Below are 25,644 nucleotides of genomic sequence, written 5' to 3' on the forward strand. Positions count from 1 at the left end.
GGGTACCTTGGAAAAGGTGCGATTGATCTTCACTTCTCTGGTGAGTCATGGTCATCTCTATCCCCTACTACCGCTCGCCGTCGCCGCGCGCGACGCCGGGCACGACGTACTCTTCGCCACCGGTGAGGACATGCGGCCGGTCGTCGAAAAGGCGGGTCTGGCCTGGGAAAGCGCCGGATTCGGGATGCGCGAGGCGTTCGCTTCGTTCTTCGGTCCCGACGCTCCGCCCCGTGATCCGACCGCCCCGCCGGAGTCGTTTTATCCCGTTATCGGGCAAGTGTTCGGAAATGTGCTGCCACGGCGGTTCGTCGCCGATCTGACGCCGCTGTTGGAGCGGCACCGGCCGGATCTGGTCGTGTACGAAAGCGGCAACGCGGGTGGCGCCATCGCCGCCCGGCTCGCCGGGATTCCCGCGATCGGGCACGGTTTCGGCCGGGTTTCGCCGGGCGAGGTCATGGACATCATCAACGGCCACATCGAGGACTACGCGAACGAGATCGGGGTCGATGGCGTCAAGCTGACTTCCTTCGGGGATCCCGTCATCGACATCTGCCCGGAATCGGTGCAGTCGCCCGATTTCCTGGCCGAGACGAACAGGATTCCGCTGCGTCCCGTCGGCTGGGCCGAGCCGGGTGACCTCCCGGCCGGTGTGGTGGGGCGCGACAAGAGCCGTCCGCTGATCTACCTGACGCTCGGCACCGCTTTCGGCGACGAGGGCGTGCTGAAGCGGGCCATCGCCGGTCTCGCGCGGCTGGAGGCGGACGTCGTGGTCGCCGCGGGTCCCACGGTGGAGCCGGCACAACTGGGCGAAGTCCCGGCGAACGTACGCGTCGAGGCGTGGGTACCGCAGACCGAACTCCTGCCGCACGTCGACCTCGTGGTCCACCACGGTGGCAGCGGGACGACGCTGGGGGCCTTCGGCGCCGCTCTGCCACAACTGGTGCTCCCGCAGGGCGCGGACCAGTTCACGAACGCCGAAGCCGTGGTCGCGGCGGGGGTCGGCGGTCAGCTCATCGGCGCGGAAGGCACCGAGGACGCCATTTTCGAGCAGTCGCGAAAGCTGCTCGCCGACGACGGCGTCCGTGCTGCCGCGCGGAAACTGGCCGACGAGGTCGCCGCGATGCCGTCACCGGCGGAGGTCGCCGCGCGGCTGCCCGAGTTCGCGGGCTGAAACCGCACAAGCGCGTGCAGGCCCCTTCCCTTGCTCAGCCGAGGGAAGGGGCCTGCACGCGCGAAGAGGTCACGCGCGGGCGACGAGTTCCTTGAGGAGGGTGCCCATGCGGGTGGCCGACTGACGGCCCGCTTCGAGGACCTCTTGGTGGTTCAGGGGTTCCCCGGTCATCCCGGCCGCCAGGTTGGTCACCAGCGAAAGCCCGAAGACCTCGACCCCGGCGGCGCGGGCGGCGATGGCCTCCAGCACCGTGGACATGCCGACGAGGTCGGCGCCGAGCGTCCGCAGCATCCGGATCTCCGCCGGAGTCTCGAAATGCGGTCCGGTCAGCCCCGCGTACACGCCCTCTTCCAGCGACGGATCGATGGTCCGGGCGATGTCGCGCAGCCGCTTCGAGTAGAGATCCGTCAGGTCGACGAAGTTCGCGCCGACGATCGGCGACCGCGCGGTCAGGTTCAGGTGGTCGGAAATGAGCACCGGCTGGCCGACGCGGAACCCTTCGCGCAGCCCGCCCGCCGCGTTGGTCAGCAGCACCGTCCGCGCGCCCGCCGCCGCGGCGGTGCGCACGTTGTGCACGACCGGGTCGATCCCCTTGCCCTCGTAGAAATGCGTGCGGCCCAGCAGGATCAGTGCGCGCTTCTCGCCGACCCGGACCGATCGGACGGTTCCCCCGTGTCCGACCGCGCCCGGCGCGACGAAGCCGGGCAGTTCGCCCAGCGGGATCTCCGCCTCGGGCTCCCCGATGACGTCCGCCGCCGGGCGCCAGCCCGAACCGAGCACGACGGCGATGTCGTGCTTCTCGACGCCGGTGCGTTCGGCGATGGCGGCGGCCGCCGCGACCTCGTTCTCACTCATGCCGACGAGCGTATCCGGACGGTTCGCACGAGCAGGAACGCCACCAGCCCGAACGGGGACAAGAAGATCGTGAGCGCCAGGATCGGGCCGGCCACCAGCGGATGGATCCGGTGCTCGCGGGCCTCGAAGTACATCCACCGCGCGATGAACAGGTCGAAGGCGATCAGGTGGGCCCAGATCGTCGCCGCCCCGTACGGCGATCCGGTGAACGCGCTGAGCACGTCCAGATCCGGCCTGCTCACCGCCGTCCACAGTTCGCCGAAGTGCGCGATGGCGAGGGCGAAGTACGGCACGAGCGGCAGCAGCGGCACCCACGGCGAGGACAGGATCCGGCGGGTCCACGACCAGCCCGGCAGTAAGATCATCAGCAGCCAGAAGGGCGTGGCGATCGGGAAGGTCCAGGTGAACAAGGTCCCGACGCTCATCGCGGTGAGGCCTCCAGCTCCCGATCCGTCGACGGCCGCCCGATCGCGATCAGCCCGCTGACGGCCACACCGGCCAGGAGCAGGGCGAAGGCCGTCAGCGTCTGACCGTCGGGAGCGACGATCGACTGGCCGCGCAAGGCCTGCCAGGTGAGCAGGGCGAGCAGGCCCGCGTATCCGGCACCGGCGACCAGCACCAGGCGCGTCCGGACGAGGCCGTCGCGGAGTCGCGGGTAGCGCGCGGCCAGGACGCCGAGGGCGAGCGCGAGCAGCGGAAGTGCCTGGAGGGCGTGCAAACCGAGGAAATGCGGGATCCGCAGATCGCCGCCGACCGTGCTCCAGCCGAGGATCGGCAGGCCGGGGCCGCCGTCGGGGAGGCCGACCGTATGCGCGCCGATCATCGTGGAAGTCCCCGTCGCGTCGAGCGCGGCCTGCTGTTCGGGGGTGGGCCCGTTCATCAGGACCGCCAGCGAGATCCCGACCATGCCGAGGACGGCGCCGATCCGGGCCGCCCACGTCGTCGCGCGGTCCGGGAGCCGGGTGAAGAGGATGGCGATCGTCAGTACGAGGTTGATCACCCACAGCATGGCGATCATCCCGCCCATGACCTGGAAGATCGTGTTGTCCAACGAGGTTTCGGCGTTGAAGTGGCTCGCCCGGACGCGGACGGTCTGGAACACCACCAGCACGTACTCGGCCGCGAAGATCACGACGAGGGTGTTCGCCAGCCAGTTCGCGGTCCGCCGGAACTTCGGCAACAGCGAGACGAGCCAGCTCCAGGTGAAGAAGTACAGCGCGGCGGAAACGGCGAATTTGAACGGTTTCGCCCAGAGCGGCGCGCCGTTCAGGGTTCGCTGGTCGATCAGCATGGCCAGTACGCACAGCACGGTGATCACCGCGAAGGCCTGGGCCAAGCGATACGAACCCCGGTGCCAGGTGCGGGTTCTCTCGCGAAGATCGGTCAAGATGGTCATGGGTCCCTCCCAGAATGGATAGTCAAGCTCTCCGTTATGGGAAGTTAAACTATCCATCCTGAGACGTCTTCAGGGTTGACCCTGAACCGTCCCTGAGATCGGAGTGACAACGCGTGCGGATGGCGGAACTGAGCGAAAAGGCCGGGGTCCCGGTCGCCACGATCAAGTACTACCTGCGGGAGGGGCTGGTCCCGCCGGGGGAGCGGACGAGCCCCAACCAGGCCCAGTACGGAGACGGGCATGTCCAGCGGATCAAGCTGATCAGGGCGCTGATGGACATCGGCGGCCTCTCGCTCGCGACCGTCGGCGAGGTGCTGGCCGCCGTCGACGAGGGGAAGGTCAGCCCCCACCGCATCCTCGGCATCGCGCAGGACGGCCTCACGAGCGCCCGCCAGGTCGTCGACGACGAAAGCCGGCAATGGGCACTCGCCACCGTCCGCGACCTCGCCGAGCGCCGCGGCTGGCCCTGCAAGGACGACGACGATCTGATCATCCAGGCCCTGGTCGGCGTCCTGTGCGCGATCCGGGACGTGGGGCACGGCTGGTACCTCGACAAACTCGACGAGTACGCCGAGGTCGCCGACCGGACGGCCGACCTCGACCTTCAGGGCATCGCCGGAGTCGAGTCGCTGGAGCGCATCATCGAGATCGCCGTCGTGGAGACCGTGCTCGGCGACAGGCTGCTTTCGGTACTGCGGAGGCTGGCGCAGCAGCGTGCCTCGAAGGAGCACTTCGCCCGGCTGGCCGTCGACGACGAGCCGGGTTCTGGCGGCTGAGGTCCGTGAGGCCCCTTGGGGACTCGTCTTTGTTCGACCACTGGTGTGGAGCTTGTGCGGGTTGCCGGTCCGCGGGTCGTGATCGGCATGAGCTCGATCAACGGAGCTAGCCGTCGACGGTGAGTGACTGCGCCACCGGCTCGAAGATCGCCGTCTTCGCCGACGACTCCTGCTCGATCGGCGCGGTCACCGACACGATCCACAGGTCCGTGCCCACGCCGAACAGGTCCATGAACGTCGTGCGCCTGATGGTGTCGTTCGTGGCGTCCCTGGTCGCGCCGGCGGAGCGTTCGATCGTCCGGTAGACGTACCGCATGCTCTCCGTTCCCCGGCCGGGCACGGTGCCGGGTTCGCCGACGAGCGAGAGTTCCGGATGCTGCGACTTCAGCCAGCTGAAGTAGGCGGGTGGCGGGGCGTCGGACAGGAAACCGCCGAGCCGCTCGACCCGGATGACCTGACGGCCGTCGGGTGAGACGTACTGGACCACCGTGCTCGCCAGACCCTTGGTGACGTGCGGTGCGACGAACTTCTTCCAGCCTTCCGGCACGCCGATGCTGAACCGGCCGCCTTTGACGCCGTTCACGATGCTGGCGTCACCCTGCTGAGTGATCAGCTTCGGCGGCGGCTGGGGCATGATCGTGTCGCCCTGTTCCAGCGCGGCCGGCGGCCGCAGGTCCTCTCCGCCGACGGCCCTGGCCAGGACGAATCCGCCCCCGGCGGCCAAAAGGAACACGACGATCGACGCGATCGCCAGTACCACCGTGGCCGCCGTCGACCGGCCCGGCGGGCGCGGCGCCGTCGGCGTGACCGTCGGCATCGGCGCGAGTTCGGCGAGGTCTTGCGAAGACCGGGGTTCCGGAGAGCGGGGTTCCGCGGCGGGCTCGGACGGGCGCAGGAAGGGCAGCGGCCCGGGGTCGGCGGCGAGTTGGGAACTCGTACCATCCGACGGCTTCTCGGGGGCGACCGTCTTGATCACCTGGGTGTCGGTCGCGTCCAGATGCGCGGTGGTCTTCTTGCCGTCGGGCGTGTGGAACAGCTCGGCGGGGAAGAGGTCGATCAGCGTCTTGGCCTGCAACGGGTACAGGCGGCGCCGCACCTCGCGCAGCGTGATCCGCTTCGACGGCTCCTTCTTCATGAGCGCGCCGATGACGTCGGACAGCGGGCCGGGGCCGGGCTTCGGCACCTTGCCGTTGACGACCTTCCCGACGGTTTCGAGCGGGTCACCGTCGGCGTCGTAGGGCGGTGAGCCCTCGACGGCGGCGAACAGCGTCGCGCCGAGACCCCACAGGTCGGCGGCGGGGACGACCGCGCCGCCGGAGGCGACTTCGGGCGCGATGTAGGCGGGGGAGCCCAGCATCATCCCGGTGCGGGTCATGGTGGCTTCGGAGACGTTGCGGGCGATTCCGAAGTCGGTGAGCTTGATGCGGCCGTCGCCGGCGACCAGGACGTTTCCCGGTTTGACGTCACGGTGGGTGATCCCGGCGGCGTGCGCGGCTTCGAGCGCGGACGCCACCGCGATGCCGACCGCCGCCGCCTGCTCGACCGTCAGCGGCCCGTGGTCGCGCAGGATGTGCGCGAGACTGCGTGACGGCAGCAGCTCCATGACCACGAACGGTTCGTCGTTCTCGCGTGCGACGTCGTGCAGGATGATCACGTTGGGGTGGCTCAGGACGGCGATCGCGCGGGCTTCGCGCAGAGTCCGTTCCCGCAGTTCGTCGGCCTGCGAAGCCGGGACGCCGGGCGGGAGCCGCACTTCCTTGACCGCGACCGGACGGTGCAGGAACTCGTCGTAGGCCGACCAGACCGTGCCCATCGACCCTGATCCGATGACCGAGCGCAACCGGTATCGCCCGGCGACGACACGCGTCTCTTCGCCGGGGCTCTCGCTGGACTCGGTGGGGTCGGACGGCACGGCCCCAATTGTGTCGTATGCCCCTGTGGCGGGCTGATGCGCCGTGCCCTGTCGGAGTGAACGGCCGAGCCACCCCTCAGCGCGACTAGCGTCACAGGTAGGGGTAGTTGAGGGCCGTTAGCATCGTTGGTTATGACGGAAGTGGCCGAGACGGAGTCAGTGCGGACCCCTGACGAGCCCGACGCGCCCGAGGTGCTCAAGCTCGCGGCGGAGTTCCCGGAAGCGAGCCGGGAGCAGTGGCGAGAGCTCGTCGCCGGGGTGTTGCGCAAAAGCGGCGCGATCGACGAGGCGTTCGACGGACTGCCCGAAAGCAAGTTGGTCACGAGGACGTATGACGGCCTGGAGATCCAGCCGCTGTACACCGCCGAGGACACGGTCGGGGAGACCGGCTTCCCCGGTCTTCCGCCGTTTGTGAGAAGCGCTCGTCCAGAAGGTTCGGTGACGACGGGGTGGGACGTCCGCGCCCGATACGCGCGCCGTGACGCCAAGGTCACGAACACCGCGATCCTCGCCGACCTCGAAGGCGGCGTCAGCTCTGTCTGGTTGCGCGCGGGCGCGGGCGGGGTGCCCGTGGCCGAGCTGGCCGACGCGCTGAACGAGGTCTACGTCGACCTCGCGCCTGTCACCCTCGACGCGGGCGAAGAGTACGAAGCCGCGGCCACCGCGTTGTTCGAGATCTTCGCCGAACGCGAGATCCCGGCGAGCGCGGTCACCGCGACCCTCGGCGCCGACCCGATCGGCCTGACCGCGCGCACCGGCACGGCGCACCCCCTCGCGCCCGCCGCTCAGCTGGCGTCCCGCGTCGCGAAGAGCCATCCGAAGGTGCGGACGATCGTCGCCGACGGCCTGCCGTTCCACGAGGCGGGCGGCTCGGACGCGCAGGAACTCGGCGCGGCCATCGCGGCGGGCGTCGCCTACCTGCGCGCGCTCACCGAAGCGGGCCTGGCCGTCGACACCGCGGCCGGACAGCTCGAATTCCGGCTCGCCGCCACGGCCGACCAGTTCCTCACGATCGCCAAGTTCCGCGCCGCGCGGCGCCTGTGGGCCCGGGTCACCGAGGTTTCCGGCGGCAAGGCTTCCGGTATGCGGCAGCACGCGGTCACCTCGCCCGCGATGCTGACCCAGCGCGATCCGTGGGTGAACATGCTGCGCACGACGGTCGCCTGTTTCGGCGCCGGGGTCGGTGGCGCGGACGCGATCACCGTGCTCCCGTTCGACGCCGCGATCGGGCAGCCGGACGCCTTCTCCGCGCGGATCGCGCGCAATACGCACGCCGTCCTGCTGGAGGAGTCCAAACTGGCCGGTGTCATCGACCCGGCAGGCGGCTCCTGGTACGTCGAGAACCTCACCGGCGAACTGGCCAAGGCCGCCTGGCACGAGTTCACCGCCATCGAAGCCGCGGGCGGGATCGAGGCCGAACTGGCCTCCGGCGCACTCGCCGGACGTCTCGCTGAGACCTGGGAGAAGCGGTCGAAGCGGATCGCGACCCGGCGCGACCCGATCACCGGGGTGAGCGAATTCCCCAACCTGACGGAAAAAGGGGTCGTTCGCGACCCGGTCGGCGACCTGCCCGGCGGTGGTCTGCCGCGGCACCGGTACGCCGAGGCGTTCGAAGCCCTGCGGGACCGGGCGGACGCGCAGCCCAGCCGTCCCCGCGTCTTCCTCGCCACCCTCGGCCCGGTCGCGGCGCACACCGCGCGGGCGAGTTTCGCGGCGAACCTCTTCCAAGCGGGCGGGATCGAAGCCGTCAACCCCGGCGCGACCGAGGATATCGTCGCGGAATTCCGGGCCAGTGGAACGAAAATCGCCTGTCTCTGCGGGAGTGACACCTCCTACGCGGAAGAAGCCGCCAGCGTCGCGAAGGCGTTGAAGGAAGCAGGCGCCACGTCGGTGCTGCTCGCCGGAAAACCCGGCGACTACCCGGACATCACGGACTACCTCTTCACGGGTTGTGACGCCCTCGAAGTCCTGACCGGCACGTTGAACGAGCTCGGAGTGCAGTGATGACCATCCCGAACTTCGCCGGTGTCGACCTGGGCACCCCCGGCCCCGCCGACCGTCCTCAGTGGACCGAAGCCCTTCATGCCGCCACCGGCAAGGGCCCCGACGCGCTCGCCTGGGAGACGCCGGAAGGCATCGGCGTCAAACCGGTCTACACCGCCGACGATCTGTCCGGAGTGGACTTCCTCGGAACCTACCCCGGTATCGCGCCGTATCTGCGCGGCCCGTATCCGACGATGTACGTCAACCAGCCGTGGACCATCCGCCAGTACGCGGGGTTCTCCACCGCCGAGGAATCGAACGCCTTCTACCGTCGCAACCTCGCCGCCGGGCAGAAGGGCCTTTCGGTCGCCTTCGACCTCGCGACGCACCGCGGCTACGACTCCGACCACCCGCGCGTCGCCGGTGACGTCGGCATGGCGGGCGTCGCGATCGACTCGATCTACGACATGCGCCAGCTCTTCGACGGCATCCCGCTCGACAAGATGAGCGTTTCGATGACCATGAACGGCGCCGTCCTGCCGGTGCTCGCGCTCTACGTCGTCGCGGCCGAGGAACAGGGTGTCACGCCGGACAAGCTGGCCGGGACCATCCAGAACGACATCCTCAAGGAGTTCATGGTCCGCAACACCTACATTTATCCGCCGCAGCCGTCGATGCGGATCATTTCGGACATCTTCTCGTTCACCTCGCGGAACATGCCGAAGTACAACTCGATCTCCATCTCCGGCTACCACATGCAGGAAGCCGGGGCGACCGCCGATCTGGAGCTGGCGTACACGCTCGCGGACGGCGTCGAGTACATCCGCGCCGGTGTCGAGGCCGGTCTCGACGTCGACAAGTTCGCGCCGCGCTTGTCCTTCTTCTGGGCGATCGGCATGAACTTCTTCATGGAGGTCGCGAAGCTCCGTGCCGCGCGGCTGCTGTGGGCGAAGCTCGTGAAGGGCTTCGAACCCAAGAGCACGAAGTCGTTGAGCCTGCGGACCCACTCGCAGACCTCGGGCTGGTCGCTGACCGCGCAGGACGTCTACAACAACGTCGTCCGCACCTGTGTCGAGGCGATGGCGGCGACCCAGGGACACACGCAGTCGTTGCACACCAACGCCCTCGACGAGGCCCTCGCGCTGCCGACGGACTTCTCCGCCCGCATCGCACGGAACACGCAGTTGTTGCTGCAGCAGGAATCCGGCACCACCCGCGTCATCGACCCGTGGGGTGGCAGCGCTTTCGTCGAGAAGCTGACCTATGACCTCGCGCGCAAGGCGTGGGGCCACATCACCGAGGTCGAGCAGGCGGGCGGGATGGCCAAGGCGATCGACGCGGGCATCCCGAAGCTGCGCATCGAGGAGGCCGCCGCGCGCACCCAGGCGCGGATCGACTCCGGTCGTCAGCCGGTGATCGGCGTCAACAAGTACCAGGTGACCGACGACGAGCAGATCGACGTGCTCAAGGTCGACAACGCCGGCGTGCGCGCGCAGCAGCTGGAGAAACTGCGGCGCCTGCGTGAGGAGCGCGACGAGAACGCGACGCAGGACGCGCTGCGGCGGCTCACCGCGGGCGCGCAGGCCGACGGCAATCTGCTCGCGCTGGCCATCGACGCCGCCAGGGCGAAGGCCACGGTCGGGGAGATCTCCGACGCGCTGGAGAAGATCTGGGGGCGCCACTCCGGTCAGATTCGTACCATCTCCGGTGTGTACCGCGAGGAGGTCGGCAAGGCCGAGAACGTCGAACGGGCTCGTGAACTGGTCGAGAGTTTCGCTGAGGAAGAAGGCCGCCGTCCCCGGATCCTGGTCGCGAAGATGGGCCAGGACGGCCACGACCGCGGCCAGAAGGTGATCGCGACCGGCTTCGCCGACATCGGGTTCGACGTCGACGTCGGTCCCCTGTTCTCCACCCCCGGCGAGGTCGCGCGGCAGGCGATCGAGGCCGACGTGCACGTGATCGGCGTTTCGTCGCTGGCGGCGGGGCACCTTTCGCTGGTCCCCGCGCTGCGCGCCGAACTCGCCGAACAGGGCCGCGAGGACATCATCGTCGTGGTCGGCGGCGTCATCCCGCCGCAGGACTACGAGGAACTGCGCGCGGCGGGCGCGGCGGCGATCTTCGGCCCCGGCACGGTGATCGCCGAAGCGGCGATCGACCTCATCGGACAGCTGACCGCGCAGGAGTCCTGAACCTTGCCGCGCAAGATCGACGTCGAGGCGCTGGCCAAGGGGGTCCTCGCGGGTGACCGCGGCCTGCTTTCCCGGGCGATCACGCTCGTCGAGTCCAACCGGGAGGACCACCGGGCGCAGGCGCAGGAACTGCTGGTCGAGCTGCTCCCGCACGCGGGCGGCGCGCGGCGCGTCGGCATCACGGGGGTGCCCGGTGTCGGCAAGTCGACTTTCATCGACCAGCTCGGCACGGATCTGACCGAGGCCGGGCACCAGGTGGCCGTGCTGGCCGTCGACCCGTCGTCGACGCGGACCGGCGGCTCGATCCTCGGCGACAAGACCCGGATGGCGCGGCTAGCGGTGGACCCGAAGGCGTTCATCCGTCCTTCGCCGACTTCGGGGACTCTCGGCGGTGTCGCGCGGGCGACCCGCGAAACGATCGTCCTGATGGAAGCGGCCGGATACGACATCGTGCTGGTCGAGACCGTCGGCGTCGGGCAGTCCGAGGTGACCGTGGCGAACATGGTCGACTGCTTCCTCTTCCTGACGCTGGCCAGGACCGGCGACCAGTTGCAGGGGATCAAGAAGGGCGTCCTCGAACTCGCCGACGTCATCGCGGTCAACAAGGCCGACGGCGACCACGAACGAGAAGCGAAGCGCGCGGCCCGCGAACTCTCCGGGGCCCTGCGGATGATCTACGGACGCGAGGCCGAATGGACCCCGCCGGTGCTGACGTGCAGCGCGCTCACCGACGTCGGGCTGGACGAGGTGTGGGCCGAGATCGGCCGTCACCGCGACGTTCTGCTCGCGTCCGGCGCACTGGACGAACGGCGACGGCGGCAACAGGTCGAGTGGACCTGGGCCATGGTCCGGGAACAGCTTCTCGGAAACCTCGCCGCGCATCCGGACGTGCGAGCGGTCGTTCCGGACGTCGAACGGGCGGTCCGGGACGGGGAACTGACCCCGACACTGGCCGCCCAGCGGATCTTGGCGGCGTTTTCCGGTCCTCCGCGTGGCGGCTGACGCGGGAACGCGGCAGAGTGCAGAATCGGATTCGCACTCTGCCGACGAAAGGGAGTCATGCCGAAAAGGTCTCGCCTCGGACAGCTGGCCGGGCTGATCGCCGCCGGGGCTCTCGTCTGCGCTCCGGTCGCGCAGGCCGCGCCGTTTTCGGAGATCCCGGCCGCGTCGGCGGGGATCACGCGGGCGGCGGCGGTGCACGCGGTGCCTTCGCAGGCGCAGCCGGGACCGGTGCTCGACCCCGCCGAGACCGACAAGGCCAACAGCCAGGAGACCAAGAACAAGATCATCGCCGGTATCGTCGCGGCGGTGCTGCTCGGGCTCGTGATCCTCGGTCGCCGCACCCGCGCCAAGAAGAAAAAGTCCTGAACCGCTACCGGTAAGTAGTAGAGCTCTCCGCTTAGTCCGGGCTGAACTCCTCGTAGCCGTTCAACGCAGATCCACTACCGGCCGTCTAGGGCTCGATCACTCGACGAGCGGCTTGTCATCTGCATGGTGCACGATCTAGCGCAAATGCGTATCACAGATCGAACGGCACCCAGCGTGTCTTCAGCGACCACTCGTACGGTGGTAGACGAAGGCAACTGTGTTGCGGGAGGAGGTGCGGCGTGACGGTGCTCGATTCACGTCCGGACATTCCAGGCGACCCCGAGGGTCGCGTCGTTGCCCCTATAGAGGCGCCCACCGCGCTGATTTCCGAGGCCGGCGTCAGCATGGCACCTGTGCATGATCTGGGTGCCGGACGTGGCCCCTTTTGGCTCGACGACTGGCTCAGCGCGAACGCCACCGACGTCCTCGCGTGGCGCCGGCACATCCACGCGCACCCGGAGCTCTCCCGCCACGAGTTCGCCACGACCGAAATGGTCACGTCCCTGCTCCGCTCGGTCGGGCTCAAGCCCTGGGTACTGCCCGGCGGCACCGGTGTCGTCTGTGACATCGGGAGCGACGACGCCGGTGGTGGCCGTTGTGTCGCGCTGCGCGCCGACATGGACGCCCTGCCGCTGACCGAGGCCACCGGGCTCCCGTACGCCTCCAAGACCGACGGCGCCGCGCATATGTGCGGCCACGACGCCCACACCGCGATCCTGCTGGGCGCGGCGCGGGCGCTGGCGGGGGCGCCGGAGCTGCCCGGCCGGATCCGGCTGATCTTCCAGCCCGCCGAGGAGGTCATGCCCGGCGGTGCGCTGGACATGATCGCCGCGGGCGCGATGGAAGGCGTCGAGCGGATCTACGGGCTGCACGTCGACCCGCGGCTCGAGGTCGGCAAGGTCGGTCTGCGCGAAGGCGCCATGACGTCCGCCGCGGACATCATCGAATTGCGGCTCACCTCGCCGGGCGGCCACACCTCGCGGCCGCATCTGACCGCCGACCTGGTGCACGCGCTCGGCACGGTGATCACGTCGCTGCCCGCGGTGCTGTCGCGGCGCGTCGACCCGCGCTCCGGGACCGTGCTGGTCTGGGGCGCGGTGCACGCCGGGCAGGCCGCGAACGCCGTCCCGCAGGACGGGGTGCTCCGCGGCACGCTCCGGACGGCGGACCACGAGGTCTGGACGATGCTGGAGCCGCTCGTCGCGGCTTCGGTGGAGTCGCTGCTCGCGCCGAGCGGGGTCGGCTTCTCGCTCGACTACCGCCGCGGCGTCCCGCCGGTCGTCTCCGACGCGGAATCGACCGCGCTGATGCGCGCCGGTGTCGAAGCCGCGCTGGGCGAGAGCGCCGTGGCCGAGACGGAGCAGTCGTCCGGTGGCGAGGACTTCGGGTGGTACCTGGAGCACGTCCAGGGCGCCTTCGCGCGGCTCGGCGTGTGGCCCGGTGAAGGCCCGATGGCCGACATCCACCGCCCGACCTTCACCCTGGACGAGCGCGCGCTTCTGTGCGGGGTCCGCACGCTGGTCCACACCGCGTTGGCCACCCTGGCCTGAACCGGGTTATCCACAGTTTTCAGAGTTGTCCACAGGCTCCCGGAAGGCTTTTCCGGGGGCCTGTGGTGTGTGCTGAATTCGGGGCAAGAGCAGGCGAAAGCCCGACTTTTCATCAGGTCGGGTGAATGCCGTGGACGGCTTTCGCGGCCGAAGTATCCACAGGGGTGAAATCAGCCGGTGATACCCCGGCAAGGGCGGGTGCGGAGCGCTTCGACGTAGTCCGCGGGTGCGCCCGCGGCCTCGGCGGCGTCGGCGAGAACGCCGAGGTAGCGGGCCGACGGAAGGCCGCCTTCATAGGCGTCCAGGACGTACAGCCACGGCAGGACGGACCCGTCCATGGTCTGCACCCGCAGCCGGATCTTGGTGTGCACGCCGAGCTCGCCGCCTTCCCAGCGGTCGAGGCCGTCCTCGTCCAGCGGGGTGACGTCGTACAGCACCACGAAGACCCGGGAACCGGGGTCTTCGACGATGGTCGCCAGCGCGCCTTCCCAGCCGATGTCCTCGCCGCCGAAGGTCAGTCTCCAGCCCTCCAGCCAGCCGGTGCCGGCCATGGGCGAGTGGGGAGCGCGCTCCAACATCTGGGCGGGCTCCATATTGGATCCATACGCGGCATACAACGGCACGGCCACAGCCTAGCGACCCGTCGGTCACCCGGCTGGACGCACATGCCGTGTCCGGCCACTCAATATGCCCAGCGGTCGCCCGCGTACGGTAAACGCAGTCACAGACACGGCTAAGAGGAGGAGACCAGTGACCAAGATCGTGATCATGGGCGGAGGCCCCGCCGGTTACGAAGCGGCACTGGTCGCGGCCCAGCACGGAGCCGACGTCACGATCGTCGAACGCGACGGTCTGGGCGGCGCGTGCGTGCTCTACGACTGTGTCCCGTCGAAGACCTTCATCGCCTCCTCCGGCGCTCTCGCGAACATGCACGACCTTCGCGAACTCGGCATCAACACCGACATGGCCGACACCAGTGTCGACCTCCCGACCGTCCACGGCCGGGTCAGGGGCCTCGCGCTCGCGCAGTCCGCCGACATCCGCGCGCGGGTGCAGCGTGAGGGTGTCCGCGTCGTCATCGGCCAGGGCCGCTTCGACGACGAAGAGACCGGCCTCGCCACCCACAAGGTCGCCGTCACCGCCTCCGACGGCTCCGTCGAGGTGCTCGACGCCGACGTCGTCCTCATCTCGACCGGCGCCACCCCGCGGGTGCTGCCCGGCGCGGTGCCGGACGGCGAGCGCGTCCTCGACTGGCGTCAGCTCTACGACCTGCGCGAGCTGCCCGAGCACCTGGCCGTCATCGGCTCGGGTGTCACCGGAGCCGAATTCGCCTCGGCCTACACCGAGATGGGTGTCAAGGTCACCGTCGTCTCCAGCCGCGACCGTGTGCTCCCGCACGAGGACGCCGACGCCGCCGCCGTCCTCGAAGAGGTCTTCTCGCAGCGTGGCACCACGGTCGTCAAGCACGCGCGCGCCGACAAGGTCGAGCGCACCGAAAAGGGCGTCGAGATCCACCTCTCCGACGGCCGCGTGATCGAAGCCAGCCACGCGCTGATGACCGTCGGCTCCGTGCCCAACACCGCCGACATCGGCCTGGAGAAGGTCGGCATCGAGCCGGGCCCCGGCGGCTTCATCGGGGTCGACCGGGTCTCCCGCACCAGCGCGCCCGGCATCTACGCCGCCGGCGACTGCACCGGTGTGCTGATGCTCGCCTCGGTGGCCAGCATGCAGGGCCGCATCGCGATGTGGCACGCGCTCGGCGAAGGTGTCGCGCCGATCAAGCTCAAGACCGTCGCCGCCAACGTGTTCACCCACCCCGAGATCGCGACCGTCGGCATCAGCCAGCAGGCGATCGACTCGGGTGAGGTGCCCGCCCGCACCATCATGCTCCCGCTCGCGACGAACGCCCGCGCGAAGATGGAAGGCCTGCGACGCGGTTTCGTGAAGCTGTTCTGCCGCCCCGCCACCGGCGTGGTCGTCGGTGGGGTGGTCGTGGCGCCGACGGCCAGCGAACTCATCCTTCCCATCGCGCTCGCCGTCCAGAACCAGCTCACAGTGGAACACCTGGCACTGACATTTTCGGTGTACCCGTCGCTCTCGGGGTCGATCACCGAGGCAGGCCGCCAGCTCATGCGCCACGACGACTTGGACTGATCTTCGCCGGAGGAGCAACCGCGGCGGGGGTGTCCGCGTCTAGCGCGTGTCAGAGTTTCGGTGACAGCTAGGGGTTTTCGTGGTTCGCAGGGTGCTTTTCGGAGTGATGGCGATCGGTGCGGCGGTGCTGGCGGGTCCGGCGACCGGCCTCGCGCGGCAGCCTCAGCCCGACCCCCGGCCCGGCTCCGGTGTCACGGTGCAGCTCAACGACGACACGGCCTATCAACTCGGACTCGTCAACAAGTACGTCCACGGTGACTCCAACGTCGCGCTGGCGCAGTGCCCCGGCGATGGGCTGAAGGCGCCGAAGTCGACGACGTTCTCTTCGCCTGTCCTCACCGTCGGGAAGTACGACTACGGCCCGCTCATCGGGGTCCCGGCGAACGTCAGCGCCGAGGTCGAACTCAAGGTGGGCACGGCACCCGGCACCTACCCGCTGACCGTCAACTGCAACGGAAAGCCTTATACGGCAACGTTTTCCGTTCCTCCCCGGCAGGTGAGCGCGGTGCCTTCCGGCGGTGCTCGCGCGGGCGACGGCAGTATGGCCTCCTGAGGCCCCTCGTTTCCGGCCAGGGCATTCGCGACCTTTTCGTGATGAAAGCGGGCAACCACGCGGGCGCGTACGGCGTCAGGCAGGGGTGGGGCCGACCACGAGCCGGTCCCGGCCTGGGGGCGGGATCGGCTCGCGTCACCCCGCCACGGATTCACGACAGGGGTGAAGATGAAGTCGACTTGGTTACGGGGATGGCGGGCGCCGCTGGCGCTCGCCGTCGTCCTGCTGGCGATCTTGGCGACGCTGGCCTTCGTCCTGTCCGGTCCGGGGGAGACCGGGCAGGCCGCCGCGCCGCAGGTCGCGGGGGAGACGTCGGCGGCGGTGCCGAGCTCCGTGCCCCGCGCGCCGGGCACGGAGGCCGAGGGCGGGGCCGCCGTCGAAGGCATGCCGAAGGCCGACCCGGTGTCGATCGACGTGCCGAAGATCGAGGCGAAGTCCAGCCTGATCCCGCTCGGGCTCAACCCGGACAACACCGTCGAGGTGCCGCCGGTGACCCAGCCGATGCAGGCGGGCTGGTACCTGAACGGCCCGACCCCGGGGGAGGTCGGGCCTTCGGTGATCCTCGGGCACGTCGACGGGAACAAACAGAAGGGCATCTTCTTCCGGCTGAAGGAGCTCGCGCCCGGTGACAAGGTCTCGATCGCGCGCAAGGACGGCACGACGGCCGAGTTCACGGTCACGAAGGTCGAGCGGGTGGCGAAGGACAAGTTCCCCACCGACGCGGTCTACGGCGACACCACCGCGCCGGAACTGCGGCTGATCACCTGCGGCGGGTTCTTCGACAAGGCGTCGCACAACTATCTCGACAACATCATCGTTTTCGCTCGGCTGAACGCGAGGTGAGTGCCATGATCAGGTACCGGTCCGCCCTGGCGGTGGCGTGCGGAGTGGCGCTGGCCGTCCCGGCCGCCGCATACGCGCAGGACGACGTCCAGCCGAGCCCGTCGCCCACCACGACCGCGAGCCCGAAGGCGGATCCGTACCCGTTCCTCGGCCTCTCACCGCGGCAGGCGATGGCGGGGGAGGACATCCTGGTCTCGGTCGGCTGCCCGGTCGGCGAACTGGGCGAGGTGAAATCGATGGTGTTCGACCACATCGGGAAATTCGAGGTCACGAATCCCGATCCGGTGATCCACGGCGCCGTCGCGCAGCTCAGTGACAAAGCGAGGCCGGGCTTCTACGCGATCACGGCGACCTGCAAGACGACCACGATGACGGCGAATCTCCAAATCGTGGCGAAGCCGGCTTCGTCGAACAAGCCGCCGAAACCGACTCTGGGTCCGGGGCCGGCTCCTGAGAAACCGGGCCCTGCGGTGAAACCGGCCTCGGGGCGGCAGGTCTCGAAGATTCCGGTGGGGGCTCCGCAAACCGGTGGCGGGGGCACGACTCACTGACTCGTGAGTGAGGCCGGCGCCTATGTCGTGGGACATCGCTGCCCTCGTCGGAAGCCTCAGGCCAGGAAGTCCGTGAAGGCCTCCTTCCCTACTCTCAAGGTAGGGAAGGAGGCCTTCACGGACGCGCCACTTTTGGGTGCCTATTGACAGTTATAGGGGTAAGGCAAACGTGGCGTGCGGGGCATCGCGCTGGCCTTCACTACCGGCCGATCCCTCACGATTCCTTTCCCCGTCAAGGCAACCGATTCCCCTTCCCGATCGTGTTCCTGATGCGAGGGCACGCACTGAGGGAGAAAGTTCATGGGAATGAAGACGATCGTCGCGGGCGCGGGTCTGCTCGCGATGACGGCGGGGGTGCTCATCGCGCCGCAGGCGGCCGCGACAGCGCCGCCGCCGAAACTCTGGGTCAGCTCGGGGAAGGTCGCGCCGGGGCAGGCACTCGACTTCACGGCGAGTTGTCACGGCACCCGCACCGCGGTGACGTCGCCGGGACTGGCGGGTCCGGTCACGCTCGAAGTCCAACCTGGTTCGGGGAATCAGGCGCCATACCTCGGGCACGGCAAGGCGGGCGCGAAGATCGGCAAATTCCAGGCGAGCTTCCACTGCGACGGCGGACCGAACCTCCCGGCGGCCAGCGGGACGGCGACCGTCGAGTTCGAGGTCGCCTGCCTGCCCACGACGCCGTCGCGCACGGCACCGCCGTCGAGCAGCAAGCCGCCGTCGAGTTCGAGTGAGCCGCCCAGCAGCGCACCGCCCTCCAGTTCGCATGCTGTCGTCCCGGCGGCGTTGACGAAGTCGTGCGGGACACCGCCGTCCTCGCCGGGCAAGCAGCCGCAGGTGAAGGTCACGCCGAAGGGCGCTCCGCAGACCGGCGGCGGCGCGCTCGACTGAAGTACATGAAGGCCCCCTTGCTTGCGCCAGGCGCAAGCAAGGGGGCCTTCATGTACTCGGAATCAGTCTTCGCCTTCGACCCAGTCGAAGGTCTTGGTGACGGCCTTCTTCCAGTTGCGGTACTCGGCTTCGCGGCGGGCCTCGTCCATCGACGGGTCCCACTGCTTGTCCTGCGCCCAGTTGTTGCGGATGTCGTCTTCGCTCTTCCAGAAGCCGACCGCGAGACCGGCCGCGTAGGCCGCGCCGAGCGCGGTGGTCTCGTTGACCACCGGGCGGATCACGGGCACACCGAGGATGTCGGCCTGGAACTGCATGAGCAGTTCGTTGACGACCATGCCGCCGTCGACCTTCAGTGACTTCAGCGGGACACCGGAGTCGGCGTTCATCGCGTCGATGACCTCGCGCGACTGGAACGCCGTCGCCTCCAGGACCGCCCGCGAGATGTGGCCCTTGTTGACGTACCGGGTCAACCCGACGATCGCGCCGCGCGCGTCGGAGCGCCAGTACGGCGCGAAGAGGCCCGAGAACGCCGGGACGAAGTACGCGCCACCGTTGTCCTCGACGGTGCGGGCGTGCTCCTCGACCTCGGCCGCGGAGCCGATCAGGCCGAGGTTGTCCCGCAGCCACTGCACGAGCGAACCGGTGACCGCGATCGACCCTTCGAGCGCGTACACCGTGTCGTTCGAGCCGATCTTGTAACAGACCGTGGTGAGCAGCCCGTTGTTCGACATGACCTTCTCGGTGCCGGTGTTGAGCAGCATGAAGTTGCCCGTGCCGTAGGTGTTCTTCGCTTCACCAGGCGAAAGGCACGCCTGCCCGAACGTCGCGGCCTGCTGGTCGCCCAGGATGCCCGCGATCGGGACACCGGCCAGCGCGCCCTTCTCGCGGACCTTGCCGTAGGTCTCCGAAGACGACCGGATCTCCGGGAGCATCGACAGCGGGATCGTCATCTCCTCGGCGATCCCGGCGTCCCAGGTCAGGGTGTCGAGGTCCATCAGCATGGTCCGCGAGGCGTTCGTCGGATCGGTGACGTGCACACCGCCGTCGACCCCGCCGGTCATGTTCCACAGCACCCAGGTGTCCATGTTGCCGAAGACCAGGTCACCCGCTTCGGCCTTCTCGCGGGCACCGTCAACGTTGTCGAGGATCCACTTGATCTTCGGTCCGGAGAAGTAGGTCGCCAGCGGCAGGCCCACCTTCTCGCGGTAACGCTCCTGCCCGCCACCGAGCGCGCCGAGGTCGTTGACGATCTTGTCGGTGCGGGTGTCCTGCCACACGATCGCGTTGTACACCGGCTTGCCGGTGGTGCGGTCCCAGACCAGGGTGGTCTCGCGCTGGTTGGTGATACCGACCGCGACGATGTCGCCGGCGACCAGGTCTCCCTTGGCGAGCGCGCCCGCCGCGACCGCGCGGGTGTTCTCCCAGATCTCTTCGGCGTTGTGCTCGACCCAGCCCGCCTTCGGGAAGATCTGCTCGTGCTCCCGCTGGTCGACGGCCACCACCCGGCCGGAGTGGTCGAAGATCATGCAGCGGGTCGACGTGGTGCCCTGGTCGATCGCGGCTACGTACGAAGTCATCGAAGCTCCAGTCTCAGGTCAGGTTGTGGACGGCGAGGAACAGCAGGGCGGCCAGGGCGCCGCCGACCAGCGGGCCGACGACCGGGATCCAGGAGTAACCCCAGTTCGGGTTGGCCTTGTTCTTGATGGGCAGCAGGAACGCGTACGCGATGCGAGGGCCGAGGTCCCGGGCCGGGTTGATGGCGTAACCGGTCGGGCCACCGAGGGACTGGCCGATGACCAGCACGACGAACGCTACACCCGCGTAACCGAGCGCGGAGTTGCCGAAACTCGGCGTTCCGTTCTCCCCCGTGGCGTTGGCGTAAACCGGGCTGAGCAGAATCCACGCCACCAGCACGAAGGTGCCGATGATCTCGGTGACGAGGTTCCAGGCCCTGTTCGGGATCTGCGGCGCGGTCGAGAAGATCCCCAGGGTCTCGTCGCGCTGCGGGTGGTCGTCGAACTGCAGTTTGTAGGTCGCCCAGCAGAGCACGGCGCCGAGGATCGCGCCGACCAGCTGGCCGGCGAAATAGATCGGGACGTCCGCCCATTTCGTCTTGTCCGCGATGGCGAGCCCCAGTGTCACCGCGGGGTTGAGGTGCGCGCCGCTCGGCGCGGCGATGCTGGCGCCGGTGAAGACCGCGAACGCCCAGCCGAGGGTGATCATCACGACGCCACCGTTGTGGCCGTTGTTCTTGCGCAAGACGTGGTTGGCGACCACGCCGTTACCCAACAGGATCAGGACCGCCGTTCCCAGCAGCTCCCAGACGAATATGGCTCCCACACTCACCGCTTGACCTCCACTTTGGACATTCCGCGCAGGGTCGAACACGGTGTGCTACGGCGCCCTTGCCGACCCACGTCCGTGGCACGTTACCGTCGCGTATTTGTTCCTTCCAGGCGTCGTGGGCACCAATCCTTCCAAGATCGACGAGGGTTACGCCACACGTGTCACCCGCACAACGGACCGGTCGCGGCCGATCGTGCGATGCTGGAGTCACAGCGGCACAAGGAGGAATGTCACGTGGCAAGCTCTCAGCGCGAAGCCGAAAACAGCCCCGCCAGGCTGGGACCGCTCAAGCGGGAAGAGTCTTGGCAGCGACTGGGCGAGGACAAGTTCGATCTCGTCGTGATCGGCGGCGGAGTGGTCGGGGCCGGTACGGCGCTCGACGCCGCCACTCGCGGCCTGCGGGTCGCCCTCGTCGAAGCGCGCGACCTCGCGTCGGGCACGTCGAGCCGGTCCAGCAAGCTTTTCCACGGCGGGCTCCGGTATCTCGAACAGCTGGAATTCGGTCTGGTCCGGGAAGCTCTGCGTGAACGCGAGCTGATGCTGACGACGATCGCCCCGCACCTGGTGAAGCCGGTCAGCTTCCTGTACCCGCTGACCCACCGGATCTGGGAGCGTCCGTACACCGCGGCCGGCCTGCTGATGTACGACACGATGGGCGGCGCGCGGTCGGTCCCCGGCCAGAAGCACCTGAGCCGCGCGGGTGCGCTGCGGATGGTGCCCGCGCTGAAGCGGTCCGCGTTGATCGGCGGGATCCGTTACTACGACGCGCAATCCGACGACGCGCGGCACACGATGACCGTCGCCCGCACCGCCGCGCACTACGGCGCGGTCGTGCGCACCTCCACCCAGGTGGTCGGTTTCCTCCGCGAGGCCGACCGTATTTCCGGGGTCCGCGTCCGCGACGTCGAGGACGGCCGCGAGACCGAGATCCACGCTTCCGCGGTGGTCAACTGCACAGGCGTCTGGACCGACGAACTGCAGCGGCTTTCCGGCGGCCGCGGCCGGTTCCGCGTCCGGGCGAGCAAGGGCGTGCACATCGTCGTCCCGCGCGACCGGATCGTCTCGGAATCGGGCATGATCCTGCGCACCGAGAAGTCCGTCCTGTTCGTCATCCCGTGGCGCAATCACTGGATCGTGGGTACCACCGACACCGACTGGAACCTCGACCTCGCGCATCCGGCCGCGACGAAACACGACATCGACTACCTCCTCGAACACGTCAACACGGTGCTCGCGACCCCGTTGACGCACGACGACATCGAGGGCGTCTACGCGGGACTCCGTCCATTGCTGGCCGGGGAAAGCGAAGAGACGTCGAAGCTTTCGCGTGAGCACGCGGTCGCCCGGGTCGCACCGGGACTGGTCGCGATCGCCGGCGGGAAGTACACCACCTACCGGGTGATGGCGGCCGACGCCGTCGACGCCGCGGCCGTCGACCTTCCCGGCAGGCCGCAGCCGTCCATCACGGACAAGGTGCCGCTGCTGGGCGCCGACGGGTACCACGCGCTGGTGAACCAGGCCGACCATCTGGCGAGCGAGCACGGGCTGCACCCGTACCGCGTCCGGCACCTCCTCGACCGGTACGGCTCGATGGTGCATGAAGTCCTCGCGCTCGGCGAAGGGCGGCCGGAACTGCTGAAGCCGTTGGAGCACGCGCCGGACTATCTCGGTGTCGAGGTCGTCTACGCGGCCAGCCACGAGGGCGCGCTTCACCTGGAAGACGTCCTGGCGCGCCGGACGCGGATCTCGATCGAGTACGCCCACCGCGGCGTCGACTGCGCCGCGCAGGTCGCCACCCTGGTGGGCGAGGTGCTCGGCTGGTCGAAGGACCAGGAGAAGCGCGAGGTCGAGGTCTACAAGGCACGGGTCGACGCGGAACGGGAGTCCCAGTCGCAGCCGAGCGACGAAGCCGCGGACGCGTTGCGTTCGGCCGCGCCGGAAGCGCGCTCGGGGATCATCGAACCGGTGAGTTGATTCTTCCTGCCGAGTGCTGTGCCGAGCGCGCAGGGATCATTGCCTGATCCGGTGAATCTGCCATAGCGTCGGCCGTCCCCCGATACGGAAGGCGGCCCTGTGGTGTTTCTCGACTCGTCGACGTGGACGGACCGGATCTTCGCCGGAGGTTCCTGGGTGCCCGGCTCCGGTGGCACCCGTGACGTCACGGAGCCCGCGACCGGTGCGGTGCTCGGAAGCGTCGGGATCGCCTCGGCCGAGGACGCCGCGAAAGCGGCGGAGACCGCGGCCGAGGCGCAGCGGGCTTGGGCGGCGGCGCCGCACGTCCAGCGGGCCGCCGTCCTGCGTAAGGCCGCCCGGCTGTGGTCCGAGTACGCCGACGAGATCCGCTGGTGGAACGTCCGCGAGGTCGGCGCCGTGCCGGGAGTCGCGGGCTTTTCGCTGCACGTCGCGGAGCAGGAGTGCTACGAAGCGGCGGCGCTGCCCGGCCGTCCGTACGGCGAACTCCTGCCGAGCGAAGAGCCGCGGCTTTCGATGGCGCGCCGCGTCCCGGCCGGTGTCGTCGCGGTGATCTCGCCGTTCAACATGCCGATCATCCTCGGCATCCGCTCGGTCGCCCCGGCGCTCGCGCTGGGCAACGCCGTCATCCTGAAGCCGGACCCGCGCACCGCCGTCACCGGTGGCGTCGTCCTCGCGCGGATCTTCGAGGAAGCGGGCCTGCCGCCGGGAGTGCTGCAGATGCTGCCGGGCGGCGCGGACGTCGGCGAAACGCTGGTGACGCATCCGGCGGTCCGGGTCATCTCGTTCACCGGATCGACCGGTGCCGGGCGCAAGGTCGGCGAACTCGCCGGGAAGCAGCTGAAGCGGGCACATCTGGAGCTGGGCGGGAACTCCGCGCTCATCGTGCTCGATGACGCGGATGTGGACGAAGCCGCCGGAGTCGCCGCGTTCGGCTCCTTCTTCCATCAGGGCCAGATCTGCATGACCACCGGACGGCACCTCGTGCACGAGCGGCTGTACGACGACTTCGTCGAGCGGCTCGCGGCGAAGGCGGCCGCGTTGCGGGTCGGCGACCCGGCGCGGGACGAGGTCGCGCTCGGGCCGATCATCGACGCCGGGCAGCGGGACAAGATCCACGATCTGGTCACCGCCAGCGTCTCGGCGGGCGCGCGGATCGCCACCGGTGGCGAGTACGACCGGCTCTTCTACGCGGCGACGGTGCTCGCCGACGTGCCGCCGACGGCGCCCGCGGTCGCCGAGGAGATCTTCGGCCCGGTCGCGCCGGTCGTGCGGTTTTCCGACGCGGAGGAGGCCGTCCGGCTCGCCACGGCGAGCGAATACGGGCTTTCGCTGGGAATCGTCACCCGCGATGTCCTCAAAGGACTGGAGCTGGCCGACCGCGTCCCGACCGGGATCGTGCACATCAACGACCAGACCGTCAGCGATGAGGCGAACAGCCCGTTCGGTGGTGTCGCCGCTTCGGGCACCGGAAGCCGTTTCGGTGGGGCGGCGGCGAATATCGAGGCCTTCACCGAGACGCGCTGGGTCACCGTCCGCAACCCACCCCCGACCTACCCCTTCTGACCCCCCGCATTTCGTCCTCTAAACGCGCTAGTTGGCACTACGTACTACCGCATTTAGAGGACGAAATGCGGGGGAGGGAGGGGTGGGTCACGCGGTGCGGTGCCAGCGGATGAGGCGTTCCCCGGTCGGGGCCGGGGCGGGTTCGGGGCCGACCAGGGTGAACCCGCATTTGCGGGCGACCGAGGCCGAAACCTCGTTCGTCTCTTCGTAGCGGTAGCTGACCTCGCGGAGGCCGAGTCCGCCGAAACCGAACCGCAGGGCCGCGTTGAGCGCGGTACTCGCGACACCCTTGCCCCGCGACGCGGCGCGCACCCAGACCGACGCCTCCGCGTAGCCGAGGTCGAGGTCGAGGTCCCGCAGGCCGACCTCGCCCAGCAGCTCCCCGGTCGTCGGCTCGGCGACCGCCCAGGAGCAGCGTTCGTCACCGGCCCACTGCGCCACCCGCAGCGCGACGTATTCGGTCGCCTCGTCGAGGTCGCGCAAGCGGTAATTCAGGACGTACTTGCGGTGTGTCGGGTCGGCGAAGGCGGCGACCAGCGCCGGACGATCGTCGATGGCCTTGTCCGCCCGCAGCTGCCGCAGGTAGTACTCGCCCGCGTTGATCTCCACCGGTTCCACCCTTCGAGGGTAACCGGAACGACGGCGCCGCTTCAGCGTCGGCGGCTCATGATCAGCGCGACGGCCAGCGGGAGCAGGAACACCAGGAACGTCCCGCGGGTGAAGAAGAACAGGGCGATCGCGACCGCCGCGGCGATCGGCACGGCACTGGCCGTCAGCCATTTCGACGGCTGGACCTCGTTCTTCGCGGACGCCTGCGCGACGCCGGGCATCGGGGCCAACGGGAGCAGCGCACTGGGTCTCGGCGAGGGCAGGTCCGTGAACAGCGGTTCGAGGTCGCTCACCAGCCGCGCGGCGCTGACCTTCGCCGACCGCGAGCCGAACTCGTCGAGGTCGAGTCGGCCGGTGCGGACATGTTCTTCCAACGCGTCGAGCGCGTCTTGGCGTTCGGCGTCGCTCAGCCGCATGTCCGGTCTCTCGGCACTCACGTCCCGAGTCTACGGCCGGTTCAGCTCTCGAGTTCCCCGTGACGCCCGTGCCGCAGTTCGCGGCGGTGTTGCTTCGCGAGCTTCTTGTGGGCGTTGTCCCAGCCCTTGCCCCAGATGCCCTCGCCGACGGCGCTGATCCCGATCGGGACGAGGATGAACCACCAGGTCAGGTCGGTGGTGACGATGAGCGCGATGGTGGCGATGAAGAGGATCGGCAGCAGCGCGCCCATGACGCGTTGCATCGGCGAGATACCCGCCCACGGCGTCATCGGTTTTTCCGGTTCGCTCACCGCCGCCTGGGGTTTGTCGAAGACCGGATGCGGTTCGGGCAGGTCGAGGAAGACCTCGGACAACTCGCCACGCGTCTTGGCCGCGGTGACCTTCGCCGATCGTTCACCGAATTCGTCGATGTCGATCCGGCCGACCGTCAGGTGGTCGCCGAGCGCGGCCAGCGCGGACTCACGATCCTGATCACTGATCCGCAATTGCGGTGACGACGCCTCGTTCACCCTTTCGATGGTAG

24 protein-coding genes are annotated in these 25,644 nt (G+C 69.0%); 14 read left to right on the forward strand and 10 right to left on the reverse strand.

The genetic code is table 11. The annotated features are described in order from the left end of the window. Positions 1 to 16 precede the first annotated feature (16 nt). Positions 17 to 1,171, forward strand: a complete 1,155-nt coding sequence (locus AVL48_RS29130; RefSeq protein ID WP_061983576.1) for a glycosyltransferase — start codon at positions 17 to 19, stop codon at positions 1,169 to 1,171. 69 nt (positions 1,172 to 1,240) lie between these two features. Here the strand turns inward: AVL48_RS29130 and AVL48_RS29135 are convergent, their stop codons facing one another. Genes AVL48_RS29135 through AVL48_RS29145 form a run of 3 tightly spaced genes read right to left on the reverse strand, consistent with a single transcriptional unit; the run spans position 1,241 to position 3,422 of the window. Beyond that, on the reverse strand, positions 1,241 to 2,026 hold the full coding sequence (locus AVL48_RS29135; RefSeq protein WP_061983496.1) for a purine-nucleoside phosphorylase: 786 nt from the start codon (positions 2,024 to 2,026) through the stop codon (positions 1,241 to 1,243). Then, positions 2,023 to 2,451: an ABA4-like family protein gene (locus AVL48_RS29140; RefSeq protein ID WP_061983497.1), complete on the reverse strand. Its 429-nt coding sequence runs from the start codon at positions 2,449 to 2,451 to the stop codon at positions 2,023 to 2,025. The genes AVL48_RS29135 and AVL48_RS29140 overlap by 4 nt, the downstream gene beginning before the upstream one ends. After that, entirely contained in the window at positions 2,448 to 3,422 is a 975-nt protein-coding gene (locus AVL48_RS29145) for a hypothetical protein (protein WP_061983498.1), read from the reverse strand. The genes AVL48_RS29140 and AVL48_RS29145 overlap by 4 nt, the downstream gene beginning before the upstream one ends. A 119-nt stretch (positions 3,423 to 3,541) precedes the next feature. Here AVL48_RS29145 and AVL48_RS29150 point away from each other — a divergent pair, with 119 nt between their 5' ends. Further along, complete coding sequence (locus AVL48_RS29150) at positions 3,542 to 4,198, forward strand: MerR family transcriptional regulator (RefSeq protein ID WP_063816546.1); 657 nt, start codon at positions 3,542 to 3,544, stop codon at positions 4,196 to 4,198. 106 nt (positions 4,199 to 4,304) lie between these two features. Here the strand turns inward: AVL48_RS29150 and AVL48_RS29155 are convergent, their stop codons facing one another. Continuing rightward, positions 4,305 to 6,110, reverse strand: a complete 1,806-nt coding sequence (locus AVL48_RS29155) for a serine/threonine-protein kinase (protein WP_061983500.1) — start codon at positions 6,108 to 6,110, stop codon at positions 4,305 to 4,307. 132 nt (positions 6,111 to 6,242) lie between these two features. Here AVL48_RS29155 and AVL48_RS29160 point away from each other — a divergent pair, with 132 nt between their 5' ends. The 5 genes from AVL48_RS29160 (at position 6,243) to AVL48_RS29180 (ending at position 13,200) form a co-directional block, all read left to right on the forward strand. Beyond that, a complete protein-coding gene (locus tag AVL48_RS29160) occupies positions 6,243 to 8,114 on the forward strand; it encodes a methylmalonyl-CoA mutase family protein (RefSeq protein WP_061983501.1) in 1,872 nt (623 codons plus the stop codon). Next, positions 8,114 to 10,282: a methylmalonyl-CoA mutase gene (gene scpA / locus AVL48_RS29165; protein WP_061983502.1), complete on the forward strand. Its 2,169-nt coding sequence runs from the start codon at positions 8,114 to 8,116 to the stop codon at positions 10,280 to 10,282. The genes AVL48_RS29160 and scpA overlap by 1 nt, the downstream gene beginning before the upstream one ends. Positions 10,283 to 10,285: 3 nt before the next feature. Beyond that, positions 10,286 to 11,284, forward strand: a complete 999-nt coding sequence (gene meaB / locus AVL48_RS29170) for a methylmalonyl Co-A mutase-associated GTPase MeaB (protein ID WP_061983503.1) — start codon at positions 10,286 to 10,288, stop codon at positions 11,282 to 11,284. 57 nt (positions 11,285 to 11,341) lie between these two features. Next, on the forward strand, positions 11,342 to 11,650 hold the full coding sequence (locus AVL48_RS29175) for a hypothetical protein (protein ID WP_061983504.1): 309 nt from the start codon (positions 11,342 to 11,344) through the stop codon (positions 11,648 to 11,650). 239 nt (positions 11,651 to 11,889) lie between these two features. After that, a complete protein-coding gene (locus AVL48_RS29180; RefSeq protein WP_082857787.1) occupies positions 11,890 to 13,200 on the forward strand; it encodes an amidohydrolase in 1,311 nt (436 codons plus the stop codon). 170 nt (positions 13,201 to 13,370) lie between these two features. Here the strand turns inward: AVL48_RS29180 and AVL48_RS29185 are convergent, their stop codons facing one another. Then, positions 13,371 to 13,823 (reverse strand): gamma-glutamylcyclotransferase, encoded by a 453-nt coding sequence (locus AVL48_RS29185; RefSeq protein ID WP_208616241.1) that lies wholly within the window; start codon positions 13,821 to 13,823, stop codon positions 13,371 to 13,373. A 127-nt stretch (positions 13,824 to 13,950) separates the two neighbouring features. Between AVL48_RS29185 and AVL48_RS29190 the strand changes: the two genes are divergently transcribed. The 5 genes from AVL48_RS29190 to AVL48_RS39255 all read left to right on the forward strand — a co-directional run bounded on the left by AVL48_RS29190 (position 13,951) and on the right by AVL48_RS39255 (position 18,192). Then, positions 13,951 to 15,354, forward strand: coding sequence for an NAD(P)H-quinone dehydrogenase (locus tag AVL48_RS29190; RefSeq protein WP_061983506.1), 1,404 nt, complete (start codon positions 13,951 to 13,953; stop codon positions 15,352 to 15,354). A gap of 106 nt (positions 15,355 to 15,460) precedes the next feature. Further along, entirely contained in the window at positions 15,461 to 15,907 is a 447-nt protein-coding gene (locus tag AVL48_RS29195; RefSeq protein WP_061983507.1) for a hypothetical protein, read from the forward strand. Between the two features lie 168 nt (positions 15,908 to 16,075). After that, entirely contained in the window at positions 16,076 to 16,750 is a 675-nt protein-coding gene (locus AVL48_RS29200) for a class F sortase (protein ID WP_061983578.1), read from the forward strand. A 5-nt stretch (positions 16,751 to 16,755) separates the two neighbouring features. Further along, positions 16,756 to 17,301, forward strand: a complete 546-nt coding sequence (locus tag AVL48_RS29205) for a hypothetical protein (RefSeq protein ID WP_061983508.1) — start codon at positions 16,756 to 16,758, stop codon at positions 17,299 to 17,301. 300 nt (positions 17,302 to 17,601) lie between these two features. Beyond that, complete coding sequence (locus AVL48_RS39255; protein WP_063816547.1) at positions 17,602 to 18,192, forward strand: hypothetical protein; 591 nt, start codon at positions 17,602 to 17,604, stop codon at positions 18,190 to 18,192. A gap of 62 nt (positions 18,193 to 18,254) precedes the next feature. On the opposite strand, the gene glpK is transcribed toward AVL48_RS39255, so the two are convergent. Further along, the gene (glpK, locus tag AVL48_RS29215; RefSeq protein WP_061983510.1) at positions 18,255 to 19,769 is read right to left on the reverse strand and encodes a glycerol kinase GlpK; all 1,515 of its coding nucleotides are present in this window, start codon (positions 19,767 to 19,769) and stop codon (positions 18,255 to 18,257) included. A gap of 13 nt (positions 19,770 to 19,782) precedes the next feature. Continuing rightward, positions 19,783 to 20,538 carry an MIP/aquaporin family protein gene (locus tag AVL48_RS29220; protein WP_177242256.1) on the reverse strand — a complete coding sequence of 252 codons (756 nt, stop codon included), beginning with the start codon at positions 20,536 to 20,538 and terminating at the stop codon, positions 19,783 to 19,785. A gap of 234 nt (positions 20,539 to 20,772) precedes the next feature. On the opposite strand from AVL48_RS29220, the gene AVL48_RS29225 reads away from it, so the two are divergent. Together AVL48_RS29225 and AVL48_RS29230 are read left to right on the forward strand one after the other, a co-directional pair. Continuing rightward, positions 20,773 to 22,512 (forward strand): glycerol-3-phosphate dehydrogenase/oxidase, encoded by a 1,740-nt coding sequence (locus AVL48_RS29225; RefSeq protein ID WP_061983511.1) that lies wholly within the window; start codon positions 20,773 to 20,775, stop codon positions 22,510 to 22,512. Positions 22,513 to 22,611: 99 nt separating this feature from the next. Continuing rightward, the gene (locus AVL48_RS29230) at positions 22,612 to 24,075 is read left to right on the forward strand and encodes a benzaldehyde dehydrogenase (protein WP_061983512.1); all 1,464 of its coding nucleotides are present in this window, start codon (positions 22,612 to 22,614) and stop codon (positions 24,073 to 24,075) included. Positions 24,076 to 24,162: 87 nt separating this feature from the next. Here the strand turns inward: AVL48_RS29230 and AVL48_RS29235 are convergent, their stop codons facing one another. From AVL48_RS29235 to AVL48_RS29245, 3 genes are read right to left on the reverse strand one after another with little or no spacing between them, the layout of a single operon-like run. After that, on the reverse strand, positions 24,163 to 24,693 hold the full coding sequence (locus tag AVL48_RS29235) for a GNAT family N-acetyltransferase (protein ID WP_143104647.1): 531 nt from the start codon (positions 24,691 to 24,693) through the stop codon (positions 24,163 to 24,165). 32 nt (positions 24,694 to 24,725) lie between these two features. Then, positions 24,726 to 25,100 carry a DUF1707 SHOCT-like domain-containing protein gene (locus AVL48_RS29240; RefSeq protein WP_061983513.1) on the reverse strand — a complete coding sequence of 125 codons (375 nt, stop codon included), beginning with the start codon at positions 25,098 to 25,100 and terminating at the stop codon, positions 24,726 to 24,728. 41 nt (positions 25,101 to 25,141) lie between these two features. Then, positions 25,142 to 25,630: a DUF1707 SHOCT-like domain-containing protein gene (locus AVL48_RS29245; protein ID WP_061983514.1), complete on the reverse strand. Its 489-nt coding sequence runs from the start codon at positions 25,628 to 25,630 to the stop codon at positions 25,142 to 25,144. Between the last annotated feature and the right edge of the window lie 14 nt (positions 25,631 to 25,644).

Source organism: Amycolatopsis regifaucium (assembly GCF_001613935.1).
GTDB lineage: Bacteria > Actinomycetota > Actinomycetes > Mycobacteriales > Pseudonocardiaceae > Amycolatopsis > Amycolatopsis regifaucium.